Genomic DNA, 21,212 nt, shown 5'->3' with positions numbered 1-21,212 from the left:
CCAATCCATGCCCCGCAGCGCGCCCACCGTATAAGAAGGCGCGCTGCGGACCCTGGGAGAGACCCCTGACATGACTACTCTTCGCCTGCTGCAGCACCGTGCCGAGGACGGCACCCGTTCCGTCATCCTCGCCGAAGGCGATGCCGCGCACGTCCTGACCGGCGTTGCCTCCGTGCGCGAACTCGCGCTGCGTGCCATCGAGGAAGGCAATTCGCTGGCCGCGACCGCACGCGCCTGCGGCATTGGCGATTCCATCGACATCGCGGCCGAGCAGGCGGCGGGCCGCCTCATCGCGCCGATCGACCATGCCGACGAAGCCCACGTGCTGCTGACCGGTACGGGCCTGACCCACCTGGGTTCGGCAGAAGGCCGCAACAAGATGCACCAGGCCGCGGCCTCGGGTGAAAACGTCACCGATTCCATGCGCATGTTCCTCGAAGGCCTCGAGGGCGGCAAGCCCGCTGAGGGCCAGGAAGGCCAGCAGCCGGAATGGTTCTACAAGGGCGACGGCTCGCAGCTGGTCGGCCCCGGTGAGGCGCTCACCATGCCCTCCTTCGCCAAGGACGGCGGCGAGGAGCCCGAACTGGCGGGCATCTACATCATCGGCAACGACGGTCAGCCCTATCGCCTGGGCATCGCGCTGGCCAACGAGTTCTCCGACCACGTAACCGAGCGCCACAACTACCTGTGGCTTGCCCACTCCAAGCTGCGCCAGGCCGCACTGGGCGCCGAGCTGCTGCTGGGTGAAGTTCCCGAGAAGATCGAAGGCACCAGCAAGATCGTGCGCGGCGGCGAGACGATCTGGGAAAAGCCCTTCCTCTCGGGCGAGGGCAACATGTCGCACAGCTTTGCGAACCTGGAGCACCACCACTTCAAGTACGACCTGTTCTGCCGCCCGGGCGACATCCACATTCACTTCTACGGCACCGCGACGCTTTCGTTCAGCGACGGTGTGCAGACGCAGGAAGGCGATGTCTTCGAGATCGCGGCCGCGCCCTTCACCCTGCCGCTCGCCAACCCGCTGGCCCGCGCCGCCGAGCGCGCCGTCACCGTCAAGGCGCTCTGAGCCATGGACCCGATCCGCATTGCCATCGTGGGCCTGGGCAAGATTGCCCGGGACCAGCACATTCCCGCCATTCGCGGCAACGGCAACTTCGACATTGCCGCGACCGTGAGCCCGCACTCCCCGCCGATGGAAGGCATCCCCCAGTTCGCCTCGATCGAGGAGCTGCTGGACAAGGGCCCGGCGGTCGACGCGGTTGCGCTCTGCACCCCGCCTCAGGTGCGCTATGACATTGCCGTCACGGCGCTGAAGGCGGGCATGCACGTCTTCCTCGAAAAGCCGCCGGGCGCCACGCTCGCCGAAGTCGAGGCGCTCAAGGACCGGGCCGACAAGGTCGGCGTCACGCTCTTTGCTTCCTGGCACTCGCGCTTTGCGGCCGGTGTTGCGCCCGCGCGCGCCTGGCTTGCCGAGCGCACGGTGAAGAGCGCGAAGATCGTCTGGCGCGAGGACGTGCGCGTGTGGCACCCGGGGCAGGACTGGATCTGGCAGCCGGGAGGCCTGGGCGTCTTCGATCCGGGCATCAACGCGCTCTCGATCATCACCCACATCCTGCCGCGCCCGATGTTCCTCAAGGACGCGACGCTGAGCCTTCCGGCCAACCGCGCCGCGCCGATTGCCGCCGACATCGACTTCCAGGACACGGCGGGCGCGCCGATCCACATGGACCTCGACTGGCGCCAGACCGGCCCGCAGTCCTGGGACATTACCGTCGAGACCGACGCGGGCGAGCTCAAGCTCTCCAGCGGCGGCGCGGTGCTGACCCTGCCGAGCGGGACCGAGCGCAACGAGGACCTGGAATATGCCGGGCTCTACGCGCGCTTTGCGAACCTCATTCGCGGCGGGCGCAGCGACGTCGATGTCGCGCCGATGCGGCTGGTGGCCGACGCGTTCCTGCGCGGCAAGCGACAGTCGGTCGACGAATTCCACGATTAAGAACGCCCTGGGAGGGGATAGAAGACATGATGAAGGCATTTCGCCACACCGCCGCCACCCTGCTTCTGGGGGCGAGCGTCTTTGCGAGCACGGGCGTCCTGGCCGACACCGCCGGGACCCCGACGCGCGCGACGATCCACGCCGATACGCCGGGCCCGGTCTACGACAAGGACATCTTCACCCAGTTCGCTGAGCATCTGGGTGAGGGCATCTACGGCGGCCTGTGGGTCGGCGAGGACAGCGCGATTCCCAACACCAACGGGTTTCGCAACGACGTGGTCGGCGCGCTGCGCGATCTGTCGGTGCCGGTGATCCGCTGGCCGGGAGGCTGCTTTGCCGACGAATACCACTGGCGCGAAGGCGTGGGCCCGAGGAAGGACCGTCCGACCAAGGTCAACACCCACTGGGGCGGCGTGACCGAGCCCAACACCGTGGGCACGCACGAGTTCTTCGAACTGACCCGCCAGGTCGGCGCGGAGGCCTATGTCGCGGGTAACGTCGGCAATGGCTCGCCGCGCGAAATGGCCGAGTGGATCGAGTACATGACCGCGCCCGCTGGCACGCTGGCCGAAGAGCGCGCCGAGAACGGCCACAAGGAGCCCTGGAAGGTCAAGTACTTCGGGGTCGGCAACGAGCTGTGGGGCTGCGGGGGCAACATGCGTCCCGAGTACGCCGCCGACGTCACGCGCCGCTACTCCACTTTCATCAAGCCGCCCGCAGATACCAAGATCCTCAAGGTCGCGGCGGGCGCCAATGTGGAAGACTACAACTGGACCGAGCAGATGATGAAGATCGCGGGCAACATGCTCGATGGTCTCTCGCTGCACTACTACGTCCACCCCGCAGGGGGCTGGCCGCCGCGCGCACCCGCCGTCGATTTCGACGAGAGCGGCTGGGCCGATGCGCTCCACGAAGCCTGGCGCATGGATGAGCTGATCACCAAGCACAGCGCGATCATGGACAAGTACGATCCCGAGAAGCGCCTGTTCCTGGCCGTGGACGAATGGGGTTCGTGGTATGCTCAGGATGAGGGCACGCACCCCGGCTTCCTGCGCCAGCAGAACACCATGCGCGACGCGCTGATCGCGGCGATCAACCTCGACATCTTCGCCAAGCACGCCGACCGCGTGCGCATGACCGCCATCGCGCAGATGGTGAACGTGCTCCAGGCGATGATCTTCACCAAAGACGACCAGATGGTGCTGACGCCCACCTACCACGTCTTCGAGATGTACAAGCCCTGGCAGGACGCGACCGTGCTGCCGATCGACATCGAGACGCCGACCTACAAGGTGGGGGATTACACCCTTCCCGCCGTCAGCGGCTCGGCGGTCAAGGGCACGGACGGCAAGATCCACGTCGGTCTCTCCAACGCCGATGCGAAGGAGGCGAACACCGTCACCATCGCGCTCGACGGGGTGAAGGCAGGGAAGGTCTCGGGCCGTATCCTGACGGCAGGTGCGATCAACGCGCACAACACCTTCGAGAACCCGGATGTGGTGAAGCCCGCCGCGTTCAACGGCGCGCGGGTGAAGGGCGGCACGCTTACCGTGACGCTTCCGGCGAAGTCCGTCGTGGTGCTCGAAGTGCAATGAGCAGCGTGCGCGTCCTTGGCGATTGGGGCACGACCAACCTTCGGCTCTACCGGGTTGAGGACGGGCGTGTCACCGACAGGCTCGACGGCCCCGGCGCGCTGAGCGCCGATCCGGCCGGTATCCTCGCCGCGCGCTTGGCGCGCTGGCAGGAGCAGGGCCCGTTCGAGGACGTGGTGCTGTGCGGGATGGCGGGCGCGAAGGGCGCGCTCGTCGATGCCGGGTACGTCACGTGCCCGGCCAACCGCGACGGCTGGCTGGCAGGGCCCACGCGCACCCGGGTCGCGGGGCTTCCCGTCACCGTTCTGGCGGGGGTTTGCGGCCACATGGGCGGCGCGGTTCCCGATGTGATGCGCGGCGAGGAAACGCAGATCTTCGGCGCCATCGCGCTCCAGCCTGAACTGGGCGAGGGGCGGCACCTGATCGTGCTGCCCGGCACGCACTGCAAGTGGGTGGAAGTGACGGGCGGTGTGCTCACCGGCTTTCGCACTCATCCCACCGGCGAACTCTTCGCGCTCCTCACCGGCCACTCGACGCTGACCGGCCCGGACACCGAGGGCAGCGGAAGTTTCGAGGACGGCTTTGCCCGAGGCCTTGAACGCGCGGGCGAACCGCTTACCGCGGCTCTCTTCGAGGCGCGCGCGGCGCGCCTGCTCGATGGCCGCTCCAAGGCTTGGTCGCACGGCTACCTCTCTGCGCTCCTTATCGGCGGCGAAGTCGTCGCCGAGGCGAACGCGGGGGCCTCGGTGGTTCTCATCGGCGATGGCAAGATCGTCGATCTCTACGAAAAGGCGCTTCCCCTTTCCGCCGCCGTGGCGCAGCGGATCGACGGCGAGGCGGCCGTACTGGCGGGCCTCGCGCTTGCCACAGGAGTGAAGGCATGAAGATCGCAGACGTTCTGGCGCAGGGCGCCGTCCCGGTAGTGGCCATCCTGCGCGGGGTCGAAACCCACGAAGTCGTCGCCATCGGCGAGGCGCTGGTGGAAGCGGGTGTGCGCCTGATCGAGGTGCCATTCAACTCGCCCGATCCGGCAGGCTCCATCGCCGCGCTCTCCGCCGCGCTTGAAGGCCGCGCGGCCATTGGCGGCGGAACCGTCATCTCCACCGGGCTGGCCGAGGACCTTGCAGGCGCAGGGGGCACCTTCATGGTCTCGCCCAACACTGACCGGGCGGTCATTACCCATTCGCTGCAACTGGGCATGGATGTCCTGCCCGGTTTCCTCACCCCGACCGAGGCGTTTGCGGCGGTGTCCGCAGGCGCGCGCGACCTCAAGCTCTTTCCCGGCTCGGTTCTGGGGGCCTCTTATGTGAAAGCCATCAAGGACGTGCTCCCAAAGGACACCCGCGTCTGGGCCGTGGGCGGCGTGGGCCCGGCCAACATCGCCGAATACCGCAAGGCCGGGGTCTTCGGCATCGGCGTGGGCGGCAGCCTCTACAAGCCCGGCGACACGCCCGCGCAGGTGGGCGAGAAGGCGCGCGCGCTGGTCGCCGCCTGGACCGCGTACGAGGGGTGAGGGCGATGGTCCGCACACTCTCCCGCTTCCTCGCCATCGGCGCGCTGGCGCTCTCGATGGGCGTTTCGGCCAAGGCGGCCCAGAGCGATGCTCCGGTTCTGAATGACCGCTTGAGCGGCGCGCTCGCGCCCACGCATGACCCCGTCATCATCCGCGAGGGCGACACCTACTACGTCTTCAACACGGTCGGCCGCTACATTGGCATCAAGACCTCGCACGACCTCGTCCATTGGCAGGAGGCCGGTTCGGTCTTCGCTGAGCTTCCGGAGTGGGCCACCAAGGCCGTGCCGGGTACCGAAGGGATCTGGGCGCCCGATATCCAGCGCGTGAATGGCGAATACCGCCTCTACTATTCGGTCTCGACCTTCGGCTCGAACCGTTCGGCGATCGGCCTTGCGACCGCGAAGACGCTGGACCCGACCTCGCAGGACTATGGCTGGAGCGACAAGGGCCTTGTCGTCCAGTCGACCCACGCCGACGATTTCAACGCCATCGACCCCAACCTGGTGATCGATGACAAGGGCGGGCAGTGGCTCTCGCTCGGCAGCTTCTGGACGGGCATCAAGCTCTTTGCCGTGAACCCTGCGACCGGCAAGGTCGATGCGGGCACCACGCCTGTTTCCATCGCGCGCCGCCCAGCCCCGGCAGGCGCACCCGCGCCGGTCGAGGCGCCGTTCATCCTCACCCATGGCGGCTGGTACTACCTCCTCGTCAGCTACGACTATTGCTGCAAGGGCGTGAACTCCACCTACTACACCGTGATGGGCCGGTCGCGCGACGTGAAGGGGCCCTATCTCGGCAAGGACGGCTCCAAGCTGATGGAGGGCGGCGGCTCGATCCTGCTGCGCGCGGACCTCGAAGAGAAGGAGCGCTTCCGCGGCCCCGGCCACGTTGGCGCCTTCACCGACACCGATGGCACCACCTATCTCGTCTACCACGCCTACGACCGCGAGGCGAACGGCGCGCCCACGCTGCGCATAGCGCCGCTGACCTGGGATGCGGACGGCTGGCCGGTGGCGCACGACTGAAACACCACCAACTGGCCCCCCGCATCCACGTGGGGCGGGGGGCCGTTTTTTTGATGCTTTTGCCGCGATCCGGCCTCCGCAAGAGAGGCCCCTCGCGTCCGACCAGAGACCGGAGAGGACTTATGCCGTTTTCCCTTTCGCGCCGCACCTTTGCCCTTGGCGCAGCCCTTCTTCCCATCGCCTGCAGCGAGGCGGGCCGCACGGTCCTTGCCGACGGTGAGGGCACAGACGGCGGCGCCACGCCCGCCGTCCCGGTCAACCCGCTGGTCAAGAACCGCGCCGACGCGCAGATCTTCCTCCACACCGACGGCTACTACTACATGACCGGCTCGGTGCCTGAGTATGACCGTCTGGTCCTGCGCCGTGCGAAGACCCTGGCAGGCCTCACCGATGCCGAAGAGCGTGTGCTGTGGCGCCACGAGGAAGAGGGGCCGCTCTCCGGCTTCATCTGGGCGCCCGAAATGCACCAGATCGACGGGCGCTGGTACGTCTACTTTGCGGCAGGGCCTTCGGGCGGCGGCGAGGATGTCTTCCGCATCCGCACTTACGCAGTCGAATGCGCGGGCGAGGACCCGATGACCGGCGAGTGGTCGGTGAAGGGCGAGTTCGAGGCGCCTTGGGACAGCTTCAACCTTGATTCCAAGGTCTTTGTTCACCGCGGGGAGCGCTACTTCACCTGGGCCCAGCGCGAGCCGGGCATCGAGACCAATTCCAACCTCTATATCGCGAAGATGACCGGCCCACTGACGGTCGGCCCGGCAACCCGCCTGTCGGTCCCGACCTACGACTGGGAAATCCGGGGCTTCAAGGTCAACGAAGGCGCGGCCGTGATCGAGAACGCGGGCAAGCTCTACATGACCTACTCGGCAAGCGCGACGGACGACCGTTACTGCCTGGGCATGCTCTCCATCGACGCCGAGGCCGACCTTCTTGTCGCCGACAACTGGACCAAGTCGCCCGAGCCGGTCTTCCAGACCAGCGTTGCGACCTCGGTCTACGGCCCGGGCCACAACGACTTCACGGTCGATGAGGAGGGCCGCCCGATGCTCGTCTACCATGGCCGCGACTACAAGGAGATTGAGGGCGATCCGCTGTTCAACCCGGACCGCCACACCCGCGTCCAGCGCGTCTACTTCGATGAAAAGGGCGCGCCCGATTTCGGCGTGCCGGTGGGCAATGGCCCGCTGCCCGAGCGCTTCATCAGCGAGGCCGCCGAGGGCGCATTCCTCGCGCACGAGGACGAGGCGCTGGTGATCGGGGCTCCCGCGCTGCCCCAGACCCAGATCCGCTCGCTTCCCGCCAAGGACGGCACCATCCAGCTCTCCCCGATCCTGCTGCGCGAGATGTGCCTCACCGTGGGCGAGCAGGGCACATGCACGCTGGCGCCGCGTAGCGAAGGCGGCGCACAGGACGGGGCCGACCGCTTCCGCCGCAAGGTGGAAGGCAAGGGCAAGGTGCGCTTCGAGTCGGTGGCGCAGGCCGGGCAGGGGCTTGCCGCAATTGACGGCACGGTTGCTCTGGCACCGCTCTCGGACCCGCGGACGCTGTGGACCGTGGACTGATACATTCGTTCTAAAACTCGGACAATAAATTCGCGGATTTTCGCGGTTTTGTGAGGGAGTGTGGCGCGCAGTGATGCGAAGATGCCACGCTCCCTTACGAGTTGCTGAATTGTAAGGCAGGCTTGCACTTTTCGCTTGCACAAAATAACTCCGACAAATAATCAGGCCCTCACGAACACGGCGCAGGAACCGCTGCGCGATTGAAAATTGGGAGGGTTGATCATGGCATTCCGGCCATTCGCATTCTGCACAGCTTCTGTTCTGGCCCTGGGCATCGCCGGCGTGGCGAACGCGCAGGAGGCCGCCCCCGCCCCGCAGGCCGATGGAGCCAGCGACCCCAGCGCCGAGGAAATCATCGTCACGGGCGTGCGCGCCTCGATCCTGGGCGCGCTCAACGTGCGCAAGAACAACGTCCAGATCGTCGATTCGATCGTGTCGGAAGACGTCGGCAAGCTGCCCGACAACAACGTCGTCGAGGCGCTCCAGCGCGTCACCGGCATCCAGATCACCGACCGCGCGAGTGGCGAGGCGCAGACCGTTACCATTCGCGGCCTGAACGACCCCGTCACCACGCTGAACGGCATCAACGTCTTCACCGCATCGGGCCAGAGCTTCTCGCTTCAGGATATCCCGGCGAACCTCGTGAAGCAGGTCAACGTCTTCAAGACCCGCTCGGCCGACCAGCTCGAGACCGGCCTTGCCGGCCAGATCGACGTCAAGACCCGCCGTCCCTTCGACTTCAGCGGCTTTGCCGTGTCGGGCCAGGCGCGCGGTACGTATGACGAGATCGCCGACACCTTCAATCCGAGCGGCGCGCTGCTTGTCGCGGACAGCTGGGACACGGGCATCGGCGAGATCGGCGTCCTCGTGAACGCCAGCTACATCCGCTCGAAGTACCGCACCGAAAGCGCGACAGCGGGCGCGCTCGTGCCCTTCCTCACCGACAGCAACCTGCCCACCGTCAGCTCGGCGCCGGGCGCGTGCGCGGGCGGTGCGGCCTGGGTCCCCTACGAGCGCATCCAGCCCAGCGACTGCCGCTCGGTCACGCCCGGTAATCCCGACGGCAACATCTGGCAGCCGGGCCTCAATGCAGGGCTTTCCACCGATGCGGGCGCCACGCTCAACATCAACGGCCAGGACGTGCCCTATGTCCTGTCGCGCGACGCGGTGTTCTCCTCGGACCTCTACGGCAAGCGTGAGCGCCCCGCGTTCAACGCCGCGCTGCAGTGGGCGCCCAACTCCAGCTCGGTCTACACCGCCGAGATGTTCTATACGGGCTACCGCTCCGAGACCTTCAACAGCCTGCAGTTCAGCTTTGTCGACTGGTGGGGCAACCCCGGCGCGGTCGAGCTCTACGATGGCACCAACATCGTCAAGTCGCGCACCGTGGCCGATGTCTACGGCTTCAATTCCTCCGACCTCAACAAGTCGAAGACCGACAGCTACGTCTACCACCTGAACGGGGCGTGGGAAGTCGGCGACGGCGATGGCAAGATCACCAGTGACCTCGCCTACCAGACCAGCACGTTCGAAAGCTCGTTCATCGCCATGCGCACGAGCCGCGTGGCCGACGAGATCACCGCCGACTTCAACGCGGGCGGCGGCATTCCCTCGTACCACTTCTCGGACGACAGCCTGCTGACGCAGCCCTCGACCTGGGCCGTGGGCGAGCTTTACGACAACGCCAACAAGGACAAGGGCAGCGCGCTCACCGGCAAGCTCGATGGCTACTACGGCTTCTACGAGGGCTTCCTGCGCCGCGTCGCTGCGGGACTTCGCGTCGACCGTCGCAAGGCGGCCAGCTACATTCGCACCGGTGATGCCGTGGCGCTGGGTGGCAACCTGACCGACCTGCCCGAAGACGCCCTGTTTACCAACTCGGGCTTCTACAAGGGCGAGGGCGACCTGCCGCGCAGTTGGGTCAACATCGACGGCAACTGGCTCTACGACAACGCAGACATGGTGCGCGGGCTCTACGGCCGCCCCACCAGCGACCAGCTTTCGCTGGGCCAGACCTTCGGCATCGAGGAAACCACGATGTCGGGCTACGTGATGGCCGACGCGCAGATCTCGATCTTCGGCAATCCGCTCGATCTCCAGGCGGGCGTGCGTTACGTCAACATCGACACCGATTACGACTTCTACGACCGCCTCGACAACTTCGCGCGCAGCTCGGTCTCGCGCGGGTCGGCCAAGTTCCTGCCCAGCTTCACCGCGCGCTACGAGATCACCCGCGATCTGCGCCTGCGCTTCAACTACGGCGAGACGCTGCGCCGCCCCAACTTCACCGACGTGAACCCGACCTACCAACTGACGGGTGACCTCACCAACGTGGGCTACGGCAGCGGTTCGGCCGGTACGGCCACGCTCAACCCGACGCATTCGAAGAACATCGACGTTGCGATCGAGTGGTACTTCGAGCCCAACAGCGCGATCACGGTCACCGGCTTCCGCCGCGAGATCTCAGGGCTTGTCGTGCCGATCTCGAGCTACGAGTACATCCCGAACAACGACATCGAGGCAGGCGCGACCGACTACTTCACGATCACCCGCCCGGCCAACGCATCGGACGGCGTGCTCAAGGGCGTCGAAGTGGGCCTGACCTACTTCCCGACCTACCTGCCCAGCGTTCTGGATGGCCTGGGCTTCCAGGGCAGCCTGACGGTGCTCGACTCCAACCAGTCGATCCCCGAGACCAACCAGCTGGGCGAAGTCGTGGGCTACACGCAGTCGGACTTCTTCAACGTCTCGAAGCTCTCGTACAACGCGACGCTCGCCTACCAGCGTGGTCCCATCGGCGCACGTCTCTCGTACGTGTGGCGCAAGGGCTTCCTGCACAACAACGAGGCGCGTCTCTTCGCCAACCCGATTGGCGTGTGGTACAAGTCCTCGGGCTACATGGACTTCCAGCTGACCGCCAATGTGACGGACGACATCGCGCTGACCTTCGATGCGCGCAACCTCACCAAGGAAAACCAGCAGAGCTTCTACAAGTACGGCGCGGCCGGCGGTGCGGAGACGATGAACCTGGGCACGACCCTGGTTCCGCGCACCTTCGCCATCGGCGCGCGCTTCACCTTCCAGTAAGCACTTTGGCGATCCTGGACCTCTCCCCTCGCTTTGCCATTCTGCGAAGGGGAGAGGGGCCGGGATCGGCATGAGGCGACCGTTTTCCCGGGGCACATTCTCCTCTCCCGACGCCCCGGGGGGACGGTCGCCTTTTCCTTTTTCAGGGACCATTCCTTCCAGACGACGGGGCAGAGTACATGATCGCACGAACGGCACGGGCACTTGGCACCAGCGCGCTGCTGGCCGGAACGGCAACGCTTCTGGCGGGCGCGGCCCCGCCTGCGACTCCGGTGATGGCTCCGATCATGGCGGCAGCCTCCGTCGCACCCTCCGCCGTTCCCGCGCTCGACACCAGGGCTATTGCCCGCGCGCGCTTTGGCAACGATGCGCCCTGGTACGAGGATCGCATCCCCTTCTTCGAAAGCGCGGACCCGAAGATCGACGCGGTGTGGTACTATCGCTGGTCGATCTACCGCGCGCACCAGCGCGATCTGGGCGACAAGGGCTTCATCACCACCGAGTTCGCCGACGATGTGGGCTGGCAGCGTGAGCCCTACGCCAGCCTCAACGATGCCAGCGGCTTCCACATCGCCGAGGGGCGCTGGCTCAACGACCGGCGCTTTGTCAGCGATTACATCGACTTCATGTACGAGGGCGGCAACGACCGCCACTTCACCGACCACATGGCGGACTCGACCTGGGGGCGCTACCTCGTCGATGGTGACGGCGCGGCAGTGACCCGTCACCTCAAGGTGATGCGCCATATCTACGGCCTCTGGGAAGACCACATGGACTGGTCCAAGGGGCTCTACTGGGTCGAGCCGCTGCTCGATGCGACCGAGTACACCGTCTCCTCCATCGATGCCTCGGGCGGCGAGGACGGCTTTGGCGGCGGATATGCGTTCCGTCCCTCGGTCAACAGCTATATGATCGCCAACGCCCGCGCGATCGCGCGCATTGCCGCGATGACCGGGGATGCCGCGCTGGCCGAGGAGTTCGAAGGCAAGGCGAAGGCGCTGCAGGATCGCATGGTGGCGGACCTGTGGAACCCGCAACTGGCGCACTTCACCGACCGCTACCGTACCCACAACGAGCACGTCTCCTACTGGGACTTCATCCGCGCGCGCGAACTGGTCGGCTTCCTGCCCTGGATGTTCGATGCCGTGCCCGACGAGGCCCAGTACGCGAAGGCCTGGGCGCACCTCCTCGATCCCCAGATGCTGGCGGGTGAGGCCGGGATGCGCACGGTCGAGCAGTCCTACGAATACTACATGCGCCAGTACCGCTATCTGGGCGATGCGCGCGAGTGTCAGTGGAACGGTCCGATCTGGCCTTACCAGACGACGCAAGTGCTGACCGGTATGGCCAATCTCCTCGACCACTACGAGGAGACGGGTCCGGTGACGCGCAGCACCTACATGCGCCTCCTGCGCCAGTACACGCAGCTCCACTTCCAGGGCGACACGCTGGACCTTGAGGAGGACTACGATCCCGCGACCGGCAAGCCCATCGTCGGGCTCGACCGCAGCCACCACTATTTCCACTCCGGCTACAACGACCTCATCCTGACCGGCCTTGTCGGCATTCGCCCGCGCGCCGACGACGTGCTGGAGGTGAACCCGTTGCTGCCCAAGGCGGGTGATGCCGAGGCCCTGGACTGGTTCCATGTCGAGCGCGTGCCCTACCATGGCCATAGGATCTCGGTGACCTGGGACGCGGATGGTTCGCACTATGGCAAGGGCGCGGGGCTGACCGTGGCGGCCGATGGCAAGGTGCTGGCCCACCGCGCGGATCTCGGCCGGATCGAGGTGCCGCTCGCCCGCAAGGCGCCCGCGCCCATCGTGCGTGAGACCGATCACGCGGTACAGCTGGTGCGCGGCGACTTCCCCAAGGCGAGCGCGTCGAGCGGGGCCGAGGCGGAGAACCTGCACGATGGTATCGACGGTCGTCTCTGGTTCTACCCCGAGCTTCCCAATGGCTGGACATCTGGGGCGGGCACGGCGTCGCAGTGGTACGCGGTCGACTTTGGCGCTCCCAAGCCGGTTTCCTCGGTGAAGCTCGCCTTCTTCGACAACGGCGCGGACATCCGCGCGCCTGGCAAGGTCACGGTGGAAGGCTGGCAGGACGGCGCCTGGCGCGACCTCGGCTCGGCGGCGCCGCTCGCCAACGGCGTGACCACGCTCACCTTTGCTGCGCGCCCGCTCACCAAGGTGCGCGCGGTGATGACGCCCACGCAGGGCAAGGCGATCCGCCTGGCCGAGCTGAAGGCGCTCTCGGACAGCTGACCTAGAAGAGGTATCCCGAGACCAGGAAGGCCGCCGCCGCAATGATCCCGGCGGCGGGCAGCGTCACCACCCAGGCCAGCGCGATGGGCTTCATCAGGCCCCAGTTGGTCTGGCGGTTGACGATGCCGATGCCCAGCACCGCGCCGATCAGGATGTGGGTGCTGGAAACCGGGATGCCCAGGCTCGAGGCGAGCATGACCACGCAGGCCGCGCCGAGCTCTGCGCAAAAGCCCGAGGCCGGGTGCATCGCGGTGAGGCCATGGCCCACGGTCGCGATGACCTCCTTGCCGATGAACCACAGGCCCACGACCAGCGCGATACCGAAGGAGATCATCACCATCGGCGGCACTGCGGCCGAGGAGGTGATGACGCCGGTGCGCAATACGTCGAGGATTGCGGCAAAGGGCCCGACCGCGTTGGCGATGTCGTTGGCGCCGTGGCTGAAGGCAAAGCCGCAGGCGGTGAAGACCTGCATCCAGCTGAAGAGTAGGAAAGTCGCGCGCTCGAGCGGGGCCTGGCGCAAGGTCCGCACGAAAAGGAAGGTCGTCGCCCAGGCAATGGCGGCGACCATTGCCATTATGAGGTAGTTGGTCAGCGTCGCAAGCCCCAGCTCCATGTGCTTGAGGCCCTTGAAGAGCAGCATCGCGGAAATGACCGCTGCGCCCAGCGCGGCGACCAGCGGCACCCAGAGCTGGAGCGCATGGTGGGTCTCCACCTCGTCGCGCTGGCGCTCGATGGCGTACCATTTGCGGTAGTAGTCGGTCTCCAGTTCCTCGGGGTGAAAGTCCTCGCTGCGCAGCACGTCCATGTCGCGCACCAGCATCGTGTTGTAGTTGACCTGCTGCAATTCGGTCAGGCTTTCAAAGGCGCTGCGGTGGTCGCGGCGCAGCGCTTTCTGTTCGGCGCGGATGGCGCGCACGCGCGCCTCGGCGCGTTCGTTGTAGAACAGGACATGGTGCTTGATGAGGCGGAACAGGCCATAGGAGACCAGCCCACCCAGCAGCGGGGAGAGCACCCAGGAGAGCGCAATGCGCGCGATCTCGCCCCACTGTACGAGGGCGAGGGCAGAGGACGTGCCACCCAGGCTCACGCCCAGCACCACCGAGGCCCCGACGATCCCGCCGATGATCGAATGGGTGGTCGATACCGGCCAACCCCGGCGGCTGGCGAACAGCAGCCAGAACGCAGCGGCGACCAGAGCGGCCATCATTACCCGGATGAACTGGAGCGGGCTGACCGTTAGGGCGCCGAGGTCGACGATGCCGCTGCGGATCGTGTCGGTGACATCGCCGCCCGCGATCACCGCGCCGCTGACCTCGAAGATGGCCGCGACGCCCAGCGCCTGCCCGATGGTGAGAGTGCCCGCACCCACGCTGGTGCCGAACGAGTTGGCGACATCGTTGCCGCCGATGTTGAAGGCCATGAACAGCCCGAACAGCGTCGCCAGGACAAAGACCAGGAGGCTGCCTGAGCCGATGTACCCCGCCCCCCAGACAAGGAAGGCGCCCCCGCTCAACGCCAGCAGCAGGGCAAAGCCGATATTGGGCAGGGCAAGCCGGGGCCGGGAACCGGACGCGGTGAGATCGGGCAGGGGGGAATTGAGCGTGGCCATCGTGTGCGCGGGCGGTCCGTGGTCGTTATCAGGGTTCAACCATAGGGACTTAAACAAGGTAAATGACCGTCGTGTGTCGAGCGGGCTGCGCCGGGGCAGGGCGCGACTCGGGAGGCCGGCCCCGCCTCAAACCGAGGAGCGCAGGGGCCTCGCGCGGGCCTGGCGCACTCTTCGCAGGCGCGGCAAAGCGGGCGCGGGCGGGCGATCTGTTCACGCCCCTTGCAAGATAACCTAGCTAAGTATATCGGCGGGGCACGCGTTCGGGCCTTGCGCCTTCACAGGGACGCAATCGTATGCCGATACGGGCAAGTCACTGATTGGCGATGACTTGCCGTTCGCCTTGGGCGGGCCGCGAGGCCACGCCGCAACCGTTCAGCCCAGCACGTGGAGGGCGCCGACAAACACCAGCAAGGCACTGGCACTTGCGCCGCACAGCAGCATGAAGGGGCACCGGCTGATCGCAGGATCGTACCGTTCCATGGGAACCTCTCCCGGTTCTTGTTCTTTCTGATGCGATTTTGCGCCTCTTTTCGCGGCAAGGCAAAAGATAATCGCGGGACCTGCGTGGGCCGCGTCCTCCATCGCGAGGGCGGTTTCCTGCAGGGTCTGCAACGCGCGGCGCACTGGCGTCCGCAACACGGAGTTGAGACTGGCAATGGTGAGTGAAAGCGCCGCGAAGGGGTCCGAACAGGCGGCAGGCGACAGCGATGCCGCGGACGCTGGCGGGGATGAGGCCAAGGACACGGGCCGCAAGGGCCTGAGCGGCAAGACCAAGCGCAACCTTCTCATCGCCGCGATCCTGATCGCGATCGGCGGCGGGCTCTGGTTCATGCGCTACGAAACCTACGGGCAGTACTTCCAGGAAACCAACGACGCGCAGATCGACGTCGACATGGTGGCGATCGCTCCCAAGGTCAGCGGCTATGTCTCCGAGGTCCTCGTCGAGGACAACCAGGACGTGGCGAAAGACGCGCCGCTCGTGCGCATCGATGCCAGCGACTACGATGCCCGCGCCGCGCAGGCCCGCGCCCAGATCGCGCAGGCCGAGGCTTCGGTCGAGAACGCGCGCGCGGGAATCGCCGAGCAGCAGGCCGCCATCGCGCAGGCCCGCGCGCAGCTGGCCGCCGCGCGCGCCAAGGCCCGCCATGATGCGGGCGAGGTTGATCGCTACGCTCCGCTCGTCGCCTCGGGCGCGGAACGGCGCGAGACGCTCGATCAGCTCAAGCTTGCCGCCACCCAGTCGGCCGAGCAGGTGCGCCAGCTTGAAGCCGCGCTCACCGCGCAGCAGCGCCGCATCGCCACGCTCGAAACGCAGGTCGCGCAGGCCCGCGCGCAGGGCGAGGGCGCGAAGGCGCAGCTCGAAGCCGCCGACGTGGATCTGCAAGCCACACTTATCCGCGCGCCCATCGCGGGCCGCATCGGTGACCGCACCGTGCGCACCGGCCAGTTCGTGCAGGCGGGCACGCGGCTCATGTCGGTGGTCCCGCTCGACAAGCTCTACGTGACGGCCAACTTCAAGGAAACGCAGCTTGCCCTCATGCGTCCGGGCCAGCCCGCGCGCATCTCGGTCGACGCCCTGGAAGGCACCGAGATCAACGGGCGCGTTGCCAGCGTGTCGCCCGGCACCGGCGCGCAATTCTCGCTGCTCCCGCCCGAGAATGCGACCGGCAACTTCACCAAGATCGTCCAGCGCGTGCCCGTACGCATCGCCATCGAGGCCCCGGCCAGCGCGCGCAAGCTGCTTGTCCCCGGCCTCTCGGTGACAGTCACGGTCGACACCCGCAGCGCCGAGGGCGAACTGGACCAGATCGAGGCGGCGAGCGAGGAAGCAGAACCGCGCGCCGAGGCGAAGGCTCGCGGGACGCGCTGACATGGCGAGCGCGGCTCTCGATGCAAACGCAGGCGGTAGCGGCAGCGGCGCACAGCCGCGCCGCAACGCGGATCTCGGCGCCTGGCTGGCGGTTGCGGCCGGTACGATGGGCGCGCTCATGGCGACGCTCGACATCTCGATCGTCAACTCGGCGCTTCCCACAATCCAGGGCGAATTGGGCGCGACGGGCACCGAAGGGGCCTGGGTCGCCACGGCCTATCTCGTGGCCGAGATCGTCATCATCCCGCTTTCGGCCTGGCTGGAGCGGATGCTGGGGCTGCGCAGGTTTCTCCTGATCGCCGTCACGCTTTTCACCATCTTCTCGGTGATCTGCGGGCTTTCCACCTCGCTTTCGATGATGGTCTTCGGGCGCGTGGGGCAGGGCTTCACCGGCGGGGCATTGATCCCGACCGCGCAGACGATCATCGCCCAGCGCCTGCCGCGCCACCAGCAGTCGATCGGCACCGCGGCCTTCGGCATTGTCGCCATCCTCGGGCCGCTGCTCGGCCCTCTTGTCGGCGGCTGGCTGACCGAGAGTGTCTCGTGGCACTACGCCTTCTTCCTCAATGTGCCGATTTCGGCGGTGCTTTTGACGCTCCTGTTCGTGGGGCTGCCGGCCGAGAAGTCGCGGCTCCACCTCATCCGCGAGGCCGACTGGTTCGGTATCGCGGGCCTCGCGCTCGGCCTTGGCGGCCTCACCGTGTTCCTGGAGGAAGGCGCGCGCGAGGAGTGGTTCGCCTCCGAGCTCATCGGGTACATGGCGCTCATCACGGTCGTGGGCTTCGGCCTCCTGTTCTGGGGGCAGGCAACCGCTCGGCGGCCCGTGATCAAGCTCAGCCTGCTGCTCGACCGCCAGTTCGGCGCCGTGGCAACGATGGGCATTGCGCTGGGCGTCGTGCTCTACGGCACGTCCTACGCGATCCCGCAGTTCCTGGCCGCGATTGCCGACTACAACGCGCTGCAATCGGGCAAGGTGGTGCTGCTATCGGGCATCCCCTCGATCCTGATGATGCCCTTCGTGCCCTTCCTTATCCGCAAGGTCGACATCCGCCTTGCGGTGGGCTTCGGGATGCTCATCATGGGGCTTTCGGCCTACCTGGAGACGAGCCTCACGATCCAGTCGACGGGCGGGGACTTTACCGAGTCCCAGCTGATGCGCGGGCTCGGCACGATCCTGGGCATGCTGTTCCTGAGCCAGGCCTGCGTCCAGTCGGTGCCGCCCGAGGACGCGGGTGATGCCTCGGGTCTGTTCAACGCGATGCGTAACCTCGGCGGCAGTTTCGCGCTGGCGGGCATCTCGATCCTCCAGCAGAACCGCGTCTGGCTGCACTCGCGCCGGATCGAGGAGAGCCTGCACGCCAACGACCCCGCCGTGCAGGACTATGTCTCCAGCATGGGCCGGATGCTGGGCAGCCCCGAGGCGGGCCTTCGCGTCCTCGGCCAGACCATCCAGGGCCAGGCGCTGACGATGACCTACAACGATATCTTCTTCGCGATGAGCGTGGTGACCGTGCTGGTGTTTCCGCTGGTCTTCCTGCTCAAACCGCTGCCCAAGGATGCCTCCGCAGGAGCCATGCACTGATGTTTGTCCCCCGTACCCCTCTCGCGTCCGTCGGCGCACTCGCCCTTCTTTCGCTGGCGAGTGCCTGCACCATGGGCCCGGATTACGCCGGCCCGCCCGAGGTAATCGCGCCCGGCAGCAACGGCGGGACCTTCGTGCGCGCGGACGAAAGCGTGCGCGCCGACGCGCCGCAGCTCGCCCGCTGGTGGGAGAGCCTCGGCGATCCGCTGCTCACCCGCCTTATCGACGACGCGCTGGCGCACAGCCCTACGATAGACCTGGCGCAGGCGCGCATCGCCGAGGCGCAAGGCAGTCTCGCCGAAGGCAAGGCCGGGCTCATGCCCAGCGTGTCGCCCAACGCGATGTACGTCCACGCGCGCCTGCCGGGCTCGGCCATCGGGGGAAGTGGAGAGGGTGAGGACGGCGCGGACGGCGAAAGCTCAGGCGGCAGCTCCTCGCTCGACTTCTACAACGTGGGCGCCAATGTCTCGTGGGAGCCGGACCTGTGGGGCGCGCGTCGCCGGGGGATCGAGGCCTCGCGCGCGCAGGTCGGCCAGCGCTACGCCGAACTTGCCGATGCGCAGGTGTCGCTGAGCGCACAGGTCGCGCAGACTTACGTCAACCTGCGCGATGCCCAGGCGCGCCTGGCGCTTACCCGCGAGGCGGTCGCCAAGCAGCGCCGCGCGCTGAATCTCACCCGCCAGCGGCTGGCCGCGGGCACGGCGTCGGATCTGGAAGTGGAGCGCCTGCAGGGTGAACTCGCCGCCAACGAAGCGCAGACCGTGCCGCTGGACACCCAGGTCCTCCTCTACAAGAACGCGCTTGCCGTCCTGACCGGACAGGCTCCGGGCGCGCTCGATAGTGAACTGGAGGACGAAGGCGCACTCCCGCTGCCTCCGGCCCAAGTTGCGGTGGGCGATCCGGCAGGGCTCCTCGCACGCCGCCCCGACATCCGCGCGGCCGAACGCGCGCTGGCCGCCAGCACCGCGCAGATCGGGGTCAAGGAAGCCCAGCGCCTGCCCGGGATCTCGTTCATGGGGATCCTGGGAATCGGCGGGACGGAGCCGGGCGACGTGCTGGACCCGGGCAACCTTGCCGCCCTTCTCATGCCGCAGATCAGCTGGCCGCTCTTCGACTTCGGGCGCACCGGCGCGCAGGTCCGGCAGGCCGAGGCGCAGGCCGACCAGGCCAAGGCGCAGTACCGCCAGAGCGTGCTCGAAGGACTGCAGGACGCCGAAGACAGCCTCGCGCGCTTCGGCGCGACCCGGCGCCAGTTGGCCCGGCTGGTCGCCTCGCAGCAGAGCGCCGAGCGCGCCGCGCATCTTAACCGCCTGCGCTTCGCGGCGGGGACCAGCTCGCTGATCGACCAGCTCGATATCGAACGCCAGGCGCTGACCGCCGCCTCCAACGTCGCGCAGGCCAAGGCGCAGCTCACCATCGACTATATCGCGGTGAACAAGGCGCTGGGGCTGGGCTGGAGCGAATAGGCTTTTCAAGGGGCCATCGCCCCTTGGACCCCAAAATGGGCGACCTCACCTCTCTCAGCCAGCGCGGCGCGCGGGAGGTGAGCTCGACAGTTTGGGGAGCCCGAGTGCGATGGCCCTCGGAATTCTTTCCTTCTCCTTGCCCCTGCCAGGTGCCTGCGGCACAGGGGAGGCCAGACCCGAACCAACAATCCAGCGGGAGCTTGCCATGGCCGTCACCCATCCTTTCCACCTTGCCTTCCCGGTCGACGACCTGGAGGCCGCGCGGGCCTTCTACCTGGGCGTGCTGGGCTGCAACGAGGGGCGTTCGAGCGACGAGTGGGTCGATTTCGACTTCTTCGGCCACCAGATCGTCGCGCACCTGGCGCCTGAGGAAACGGGCACGGTGAAAGCCAATGCGGTCGATGGCCACGGGGTGCCGGTGCGCCATTTCGGCATCGTCCTCTCGATGGCCAAGTGGCAGGCGCTGGCCGATACGCTGGAGGCCGCGGGGATCGACTTCATCATCGCGCCCTACATCCGCTTCGAGGGGGAACCGGGCGAGCAGGCGACGATGTTCTTCGCCGATCCGGCGGGCAACGCCATCGAGATCAAGGCCTTTGCCGACATGGAGCAGCTCTTTGCCAAGTGAGGCCTTGCGGCCCGTCACGGTCGCGATTGCGGGCTACGGCAATATCGGGCAGCAGGTGGCCGTGACGCTGCTGGAGCGGCGCGCGCGCTACGCCCAGGTCTATGGCTGCGATGTGCGTCTCGTGGCGGTGTGCGGTTCGCGCAGCGGCGCGGCGCGCGCGGACGGCTTTGCCGAGGTGCCCGGGTTTGCGCTGGAGGACGGCCAGACGGGGCCCGAGTTCCTGGCGCAAATCGCGCCCGACGTGCTGGTCGAGGCCGGGCCGACCGACTTTGCGACCGGAGGGCCTGCGCTGGGCTATCTGACGATGCAGCTTGGCGAAGGGCGCGATGCGGTGGTGGTCTCCAAGGGCGCGCTTGTCCATTCGGGCGCGCGGCTGCGCGAGCTGGCGCGTGCGCGCGGCGCTTCGCTGCGCATCAGCGGGGCGACGGCCGCCGCGCTGCCCACCATCGACCTCATCGAGACGGGGCTGCGCGGGGCGAAGGTGCTGGCGCTCGAGGGGGTGTTCAACGCGACCACCAACTTCCTTCTCAACGCGATGATGGCGCGCGGCTGCACCTTTGCCGAGGCGCTGGGCGAGGCGCAGGCGGGCGGCTTTGCCGAGCGCGATCCGAGCCGCGATATCGAGGGCTGGGATACCGCCTGCAAGCTCACCATCCTTGCCAATTTCGGGCTCGATGCCGGGCTGGCGCTGGAGGATGTCGCGGTGTCCGGGATTGGCGACGTGACCCCGGAGCGGGTCGAGGGCTGGAAGGCGCAGGGGCAGGTGCCGCGCCTTGTCGGGCGGCTCGACTGCACAGGACAAGCGCCGGTCGCTTCGGTCGCAGTGCGGACCTATCCGCTCGACCACGCCTTTGCGCATATTCCCGGCAAGACCAAGGCCCTGCGCGTCGAGACCGACTGCATGGGTGAGATCCTGACGATGGGCGGCGGGCCCGAGCCACTCGCCACCTCATGCGCCGCGCTCAAGGATTTCGAGCTGGTTCTGGAGCCGCGGGCGGGCCGGGGCTGA

Annotated in this window: 15 protein-coding genes; 14 read left to right on the top strand and 1 reads right to left on the bottom strand. The window is 67.2% G+C overall.

The features are described from left to right. Nucleotides 1-70: 70 nt before the first annotated feature. The 9 genes from araD1 (at nucleotide 71) to LC060_RS07070 (ending at nucleotide 13,045) form a co-directional block, all read left to right on the top strand. Nucleotides 71-1,066: an AraD1 family protein gene (gene araD1 / locus LC060_RS07110; RefSeq protein ID WP_226633994.1), complete on the top strand. Its 996-nt coding sequence runs from the start codon at nucleotides 71-73 to the stop codon at nucleotides 1,064-1,066. A gap of 3 nt (nucleotides 1,067-1,069) precedes the next feature. Further along, nucleotides 1,070-1,996, top strand: a complete 927-nt coding sequence (locus tag LC060_RS07105) for a Gfo/Idh/MocA family protein (protein ID WP_226633992.1) — start codon at nucleotides 1,070-1,072, stop codon at nucleotides 1,994-1,996. A gap of 26 nt (nucleotides 1,997-2,022) precedes the next feature. Then, nucleotides 2,023-3,591, top strand: coding sequence for an alpha-N-arabinofuranosidase (locus LC060_RS07100; RefSeq protein WP_226633990.1), 1,569 nt, complete (start codon nucleotides 2,023-2,025; stop codon nucleotides 3,589-3,591). After that, the gene (locus tag LC060_RS07095) at nucleotides 3,588-4,472 is read left to right on the top strand and encodes a 2-dehydro-3-deoxygalactonokinase (RefSeq protein WP_226633988.1); all 885 of its coding nucleotides are present in this window, start codon (nucleotides 3,588-3,590) and stop codon (nucleotides 4,470-4,472) included. The genes LC060_RS07100 and LC060_RS07095 overlap by 4 nt, the downstream gene beginning before the upstream one ends. Beyond that, a complete protein-coding gene (locus tag LC060_RS07090; protein WP_226633986.1) occupies nucleotides 4,469-5,101 on the top strand; it encodes a 2-dehydro-3-deoxy-6-phosphogalactonate aldolase in 633 nt (210 codons plus the stop codon). Before LC060_RS07095 ends, LC060_RS07090 begins: the two co-directional genes overlap by 4 nt. Before the next feature lie 5 nt (nucleotides 5,102-5,106). Then, a complete protein-coding gene (locus LC060_RS07085; protein WP_226633984.1) occupies nucleotides 5,107-6,129 on the top strand; it encodes an arabinan endo-1,5-alpha-L-arabinosidase in 1,023 nt (340 codons plus the stop codon). 122 nt (nucleotides 6,130-6,251) lie between these two features. Continuing rightward, on the top strand, nucleotides 6,252-7,691 hold the full coding sequence (locus LC060_RS07080; protein ID WP_226633982.1) for a family 43 glycosylhydrolase: 1,440 nt from the start codon (nucleotides 6,252-6,254) through the stop codon (nucleotides 7,689-7,691). Nucleotides 7,692-7,913: 222 nt separating this feature from the next. Next, nucleotides 7,914-10,778 carry a TonB-dependent receptor gene (locus LC060_RS07075; protein WP_226633980.1) on the top strand — a complete coding sequence of 955 codons (2,865 nt, stop codon included), beginning with the start codon at nucleotides 7,914-7,916 and terminating at the stop codon, nucleotides 10,776-10,778. A 179-nt stretch (nucleotides 10,779-10,957) separates the two neighbouring features. After that, nucleotides 10,958-13,045, top strand: a complete 2,088-nt coding sequence (locus LC060_RS07070; RefSeq protein ID WP_226633978.1) for an MGH1-like glycoside hydrolase domain-containing protein — start codon at nucleotides 10,958-10,960, stop codon at nucleotides 13,043-13,045. 1 nt (nucleotide 13,046) lies between these two features. On the opposite strand, the gene LC060_RS07065 is transcribed toward LC060_RS07070, so the two are convergent. Further along, nucleotides 13,047-14,657 carry an inorganic phosphate transporter gene (locus tag LC060_RS07065; RefSeq protein ID WP_226633977.1) on the bottom strand — a complete coding sequence of 537 codons (1,611 nt, stop codon included), beginning with the start codon at nucleotides 14,655-14,657 and terminating at the stop codon, nucleotides 13,047-13,049. Between the two features lie 655 nt (nucleotides 14,658-15,312). On the opposite strand from LC060_RS07065, the gene LC060_RS07060 reads away from it, so the two are divergent. The 5 genes from LC060_RS07060 to LC060_RS07040 all read left to right on the top strand — a co-directional run bounded on the left by LC060_RS07060 (nucleotide 15,313) and on the right by LC060_RS07040 (nucleotide 21,212). Beyond that, nucleotides 15,313-16,527 carry an HlyD family secretion protein gene (locus LC060_RS07060; protein WP_226633975.1) on the top strand — a complete coding sequence of 405 codons (1,215 nt, stop codon included), beginning with the start codon at nucleotides 15,313-15,315 and terminating at the stop codon, nucleotides 16,525-16,527. 1 nt (nucleotide 16,528) lies between these two features. Then, nucleotides 16,529-18,109, top strand: a complete 1,581-nt coding sequence (locus LC060_RS07055) for an MDR family MFS transporter (RefSeq protein WP_226633973.1) — start codon at nucleotides 16,529-16,531, stop codon at nucleotides 18,107-18,109. Then, entirely contained in the window at nucleotides 18,109-19,575 is a 1,467-nt protein-coding gene (locus LC060_RS07050) for an efflux transporter outer membrane subunit (RefSeq protein WP_226633971.1), read from the top strand. Before LC060_RS07055 ends, LC060_RS07050 begins: the two co-directional genes overlap by 1 nt. 205 nt (nucleotides 19,576-19,780) lie before the next feature. Next, entirely contained in the window at nucleotides 19,781-20,203 is a 423-nt protein-coding gene (locus LC060_RS07045; protein WP_226633969.1) for a VOC family protein, read from the top strand. Next, nucleotides 20,193-21,212, top strand: a complete 1,020-nt coding sequence (locus LC060_RS07040; RefSeq protein ID WP_226633967.1) for a homoserine dehydrogenase — start codon at nucleotides 20,193-20,195, stop codon at nucleotides 21,210-21,212. The genes LC060_RS07045 and LC060_RS07040 overlap by 11 nt, the downstream gene beginning before the upstream one ends.

This window comes from Novosphingobium profundi, from assembly GCF_020524485.1.
Taxonomy (GTDB): domain Bacteria; phylum Pseudomonadota; class Alphaproteobacteria; order Sphingomonadales; family Sphingomonadaceae; genus Novosphingobium; species Novosphingobium profundi_A.
The sequence above is the reverse complement of the archived record's forward strand: the minus strand, read 5'-3'. Positions and strand labels throughout refer to the sequence as shown.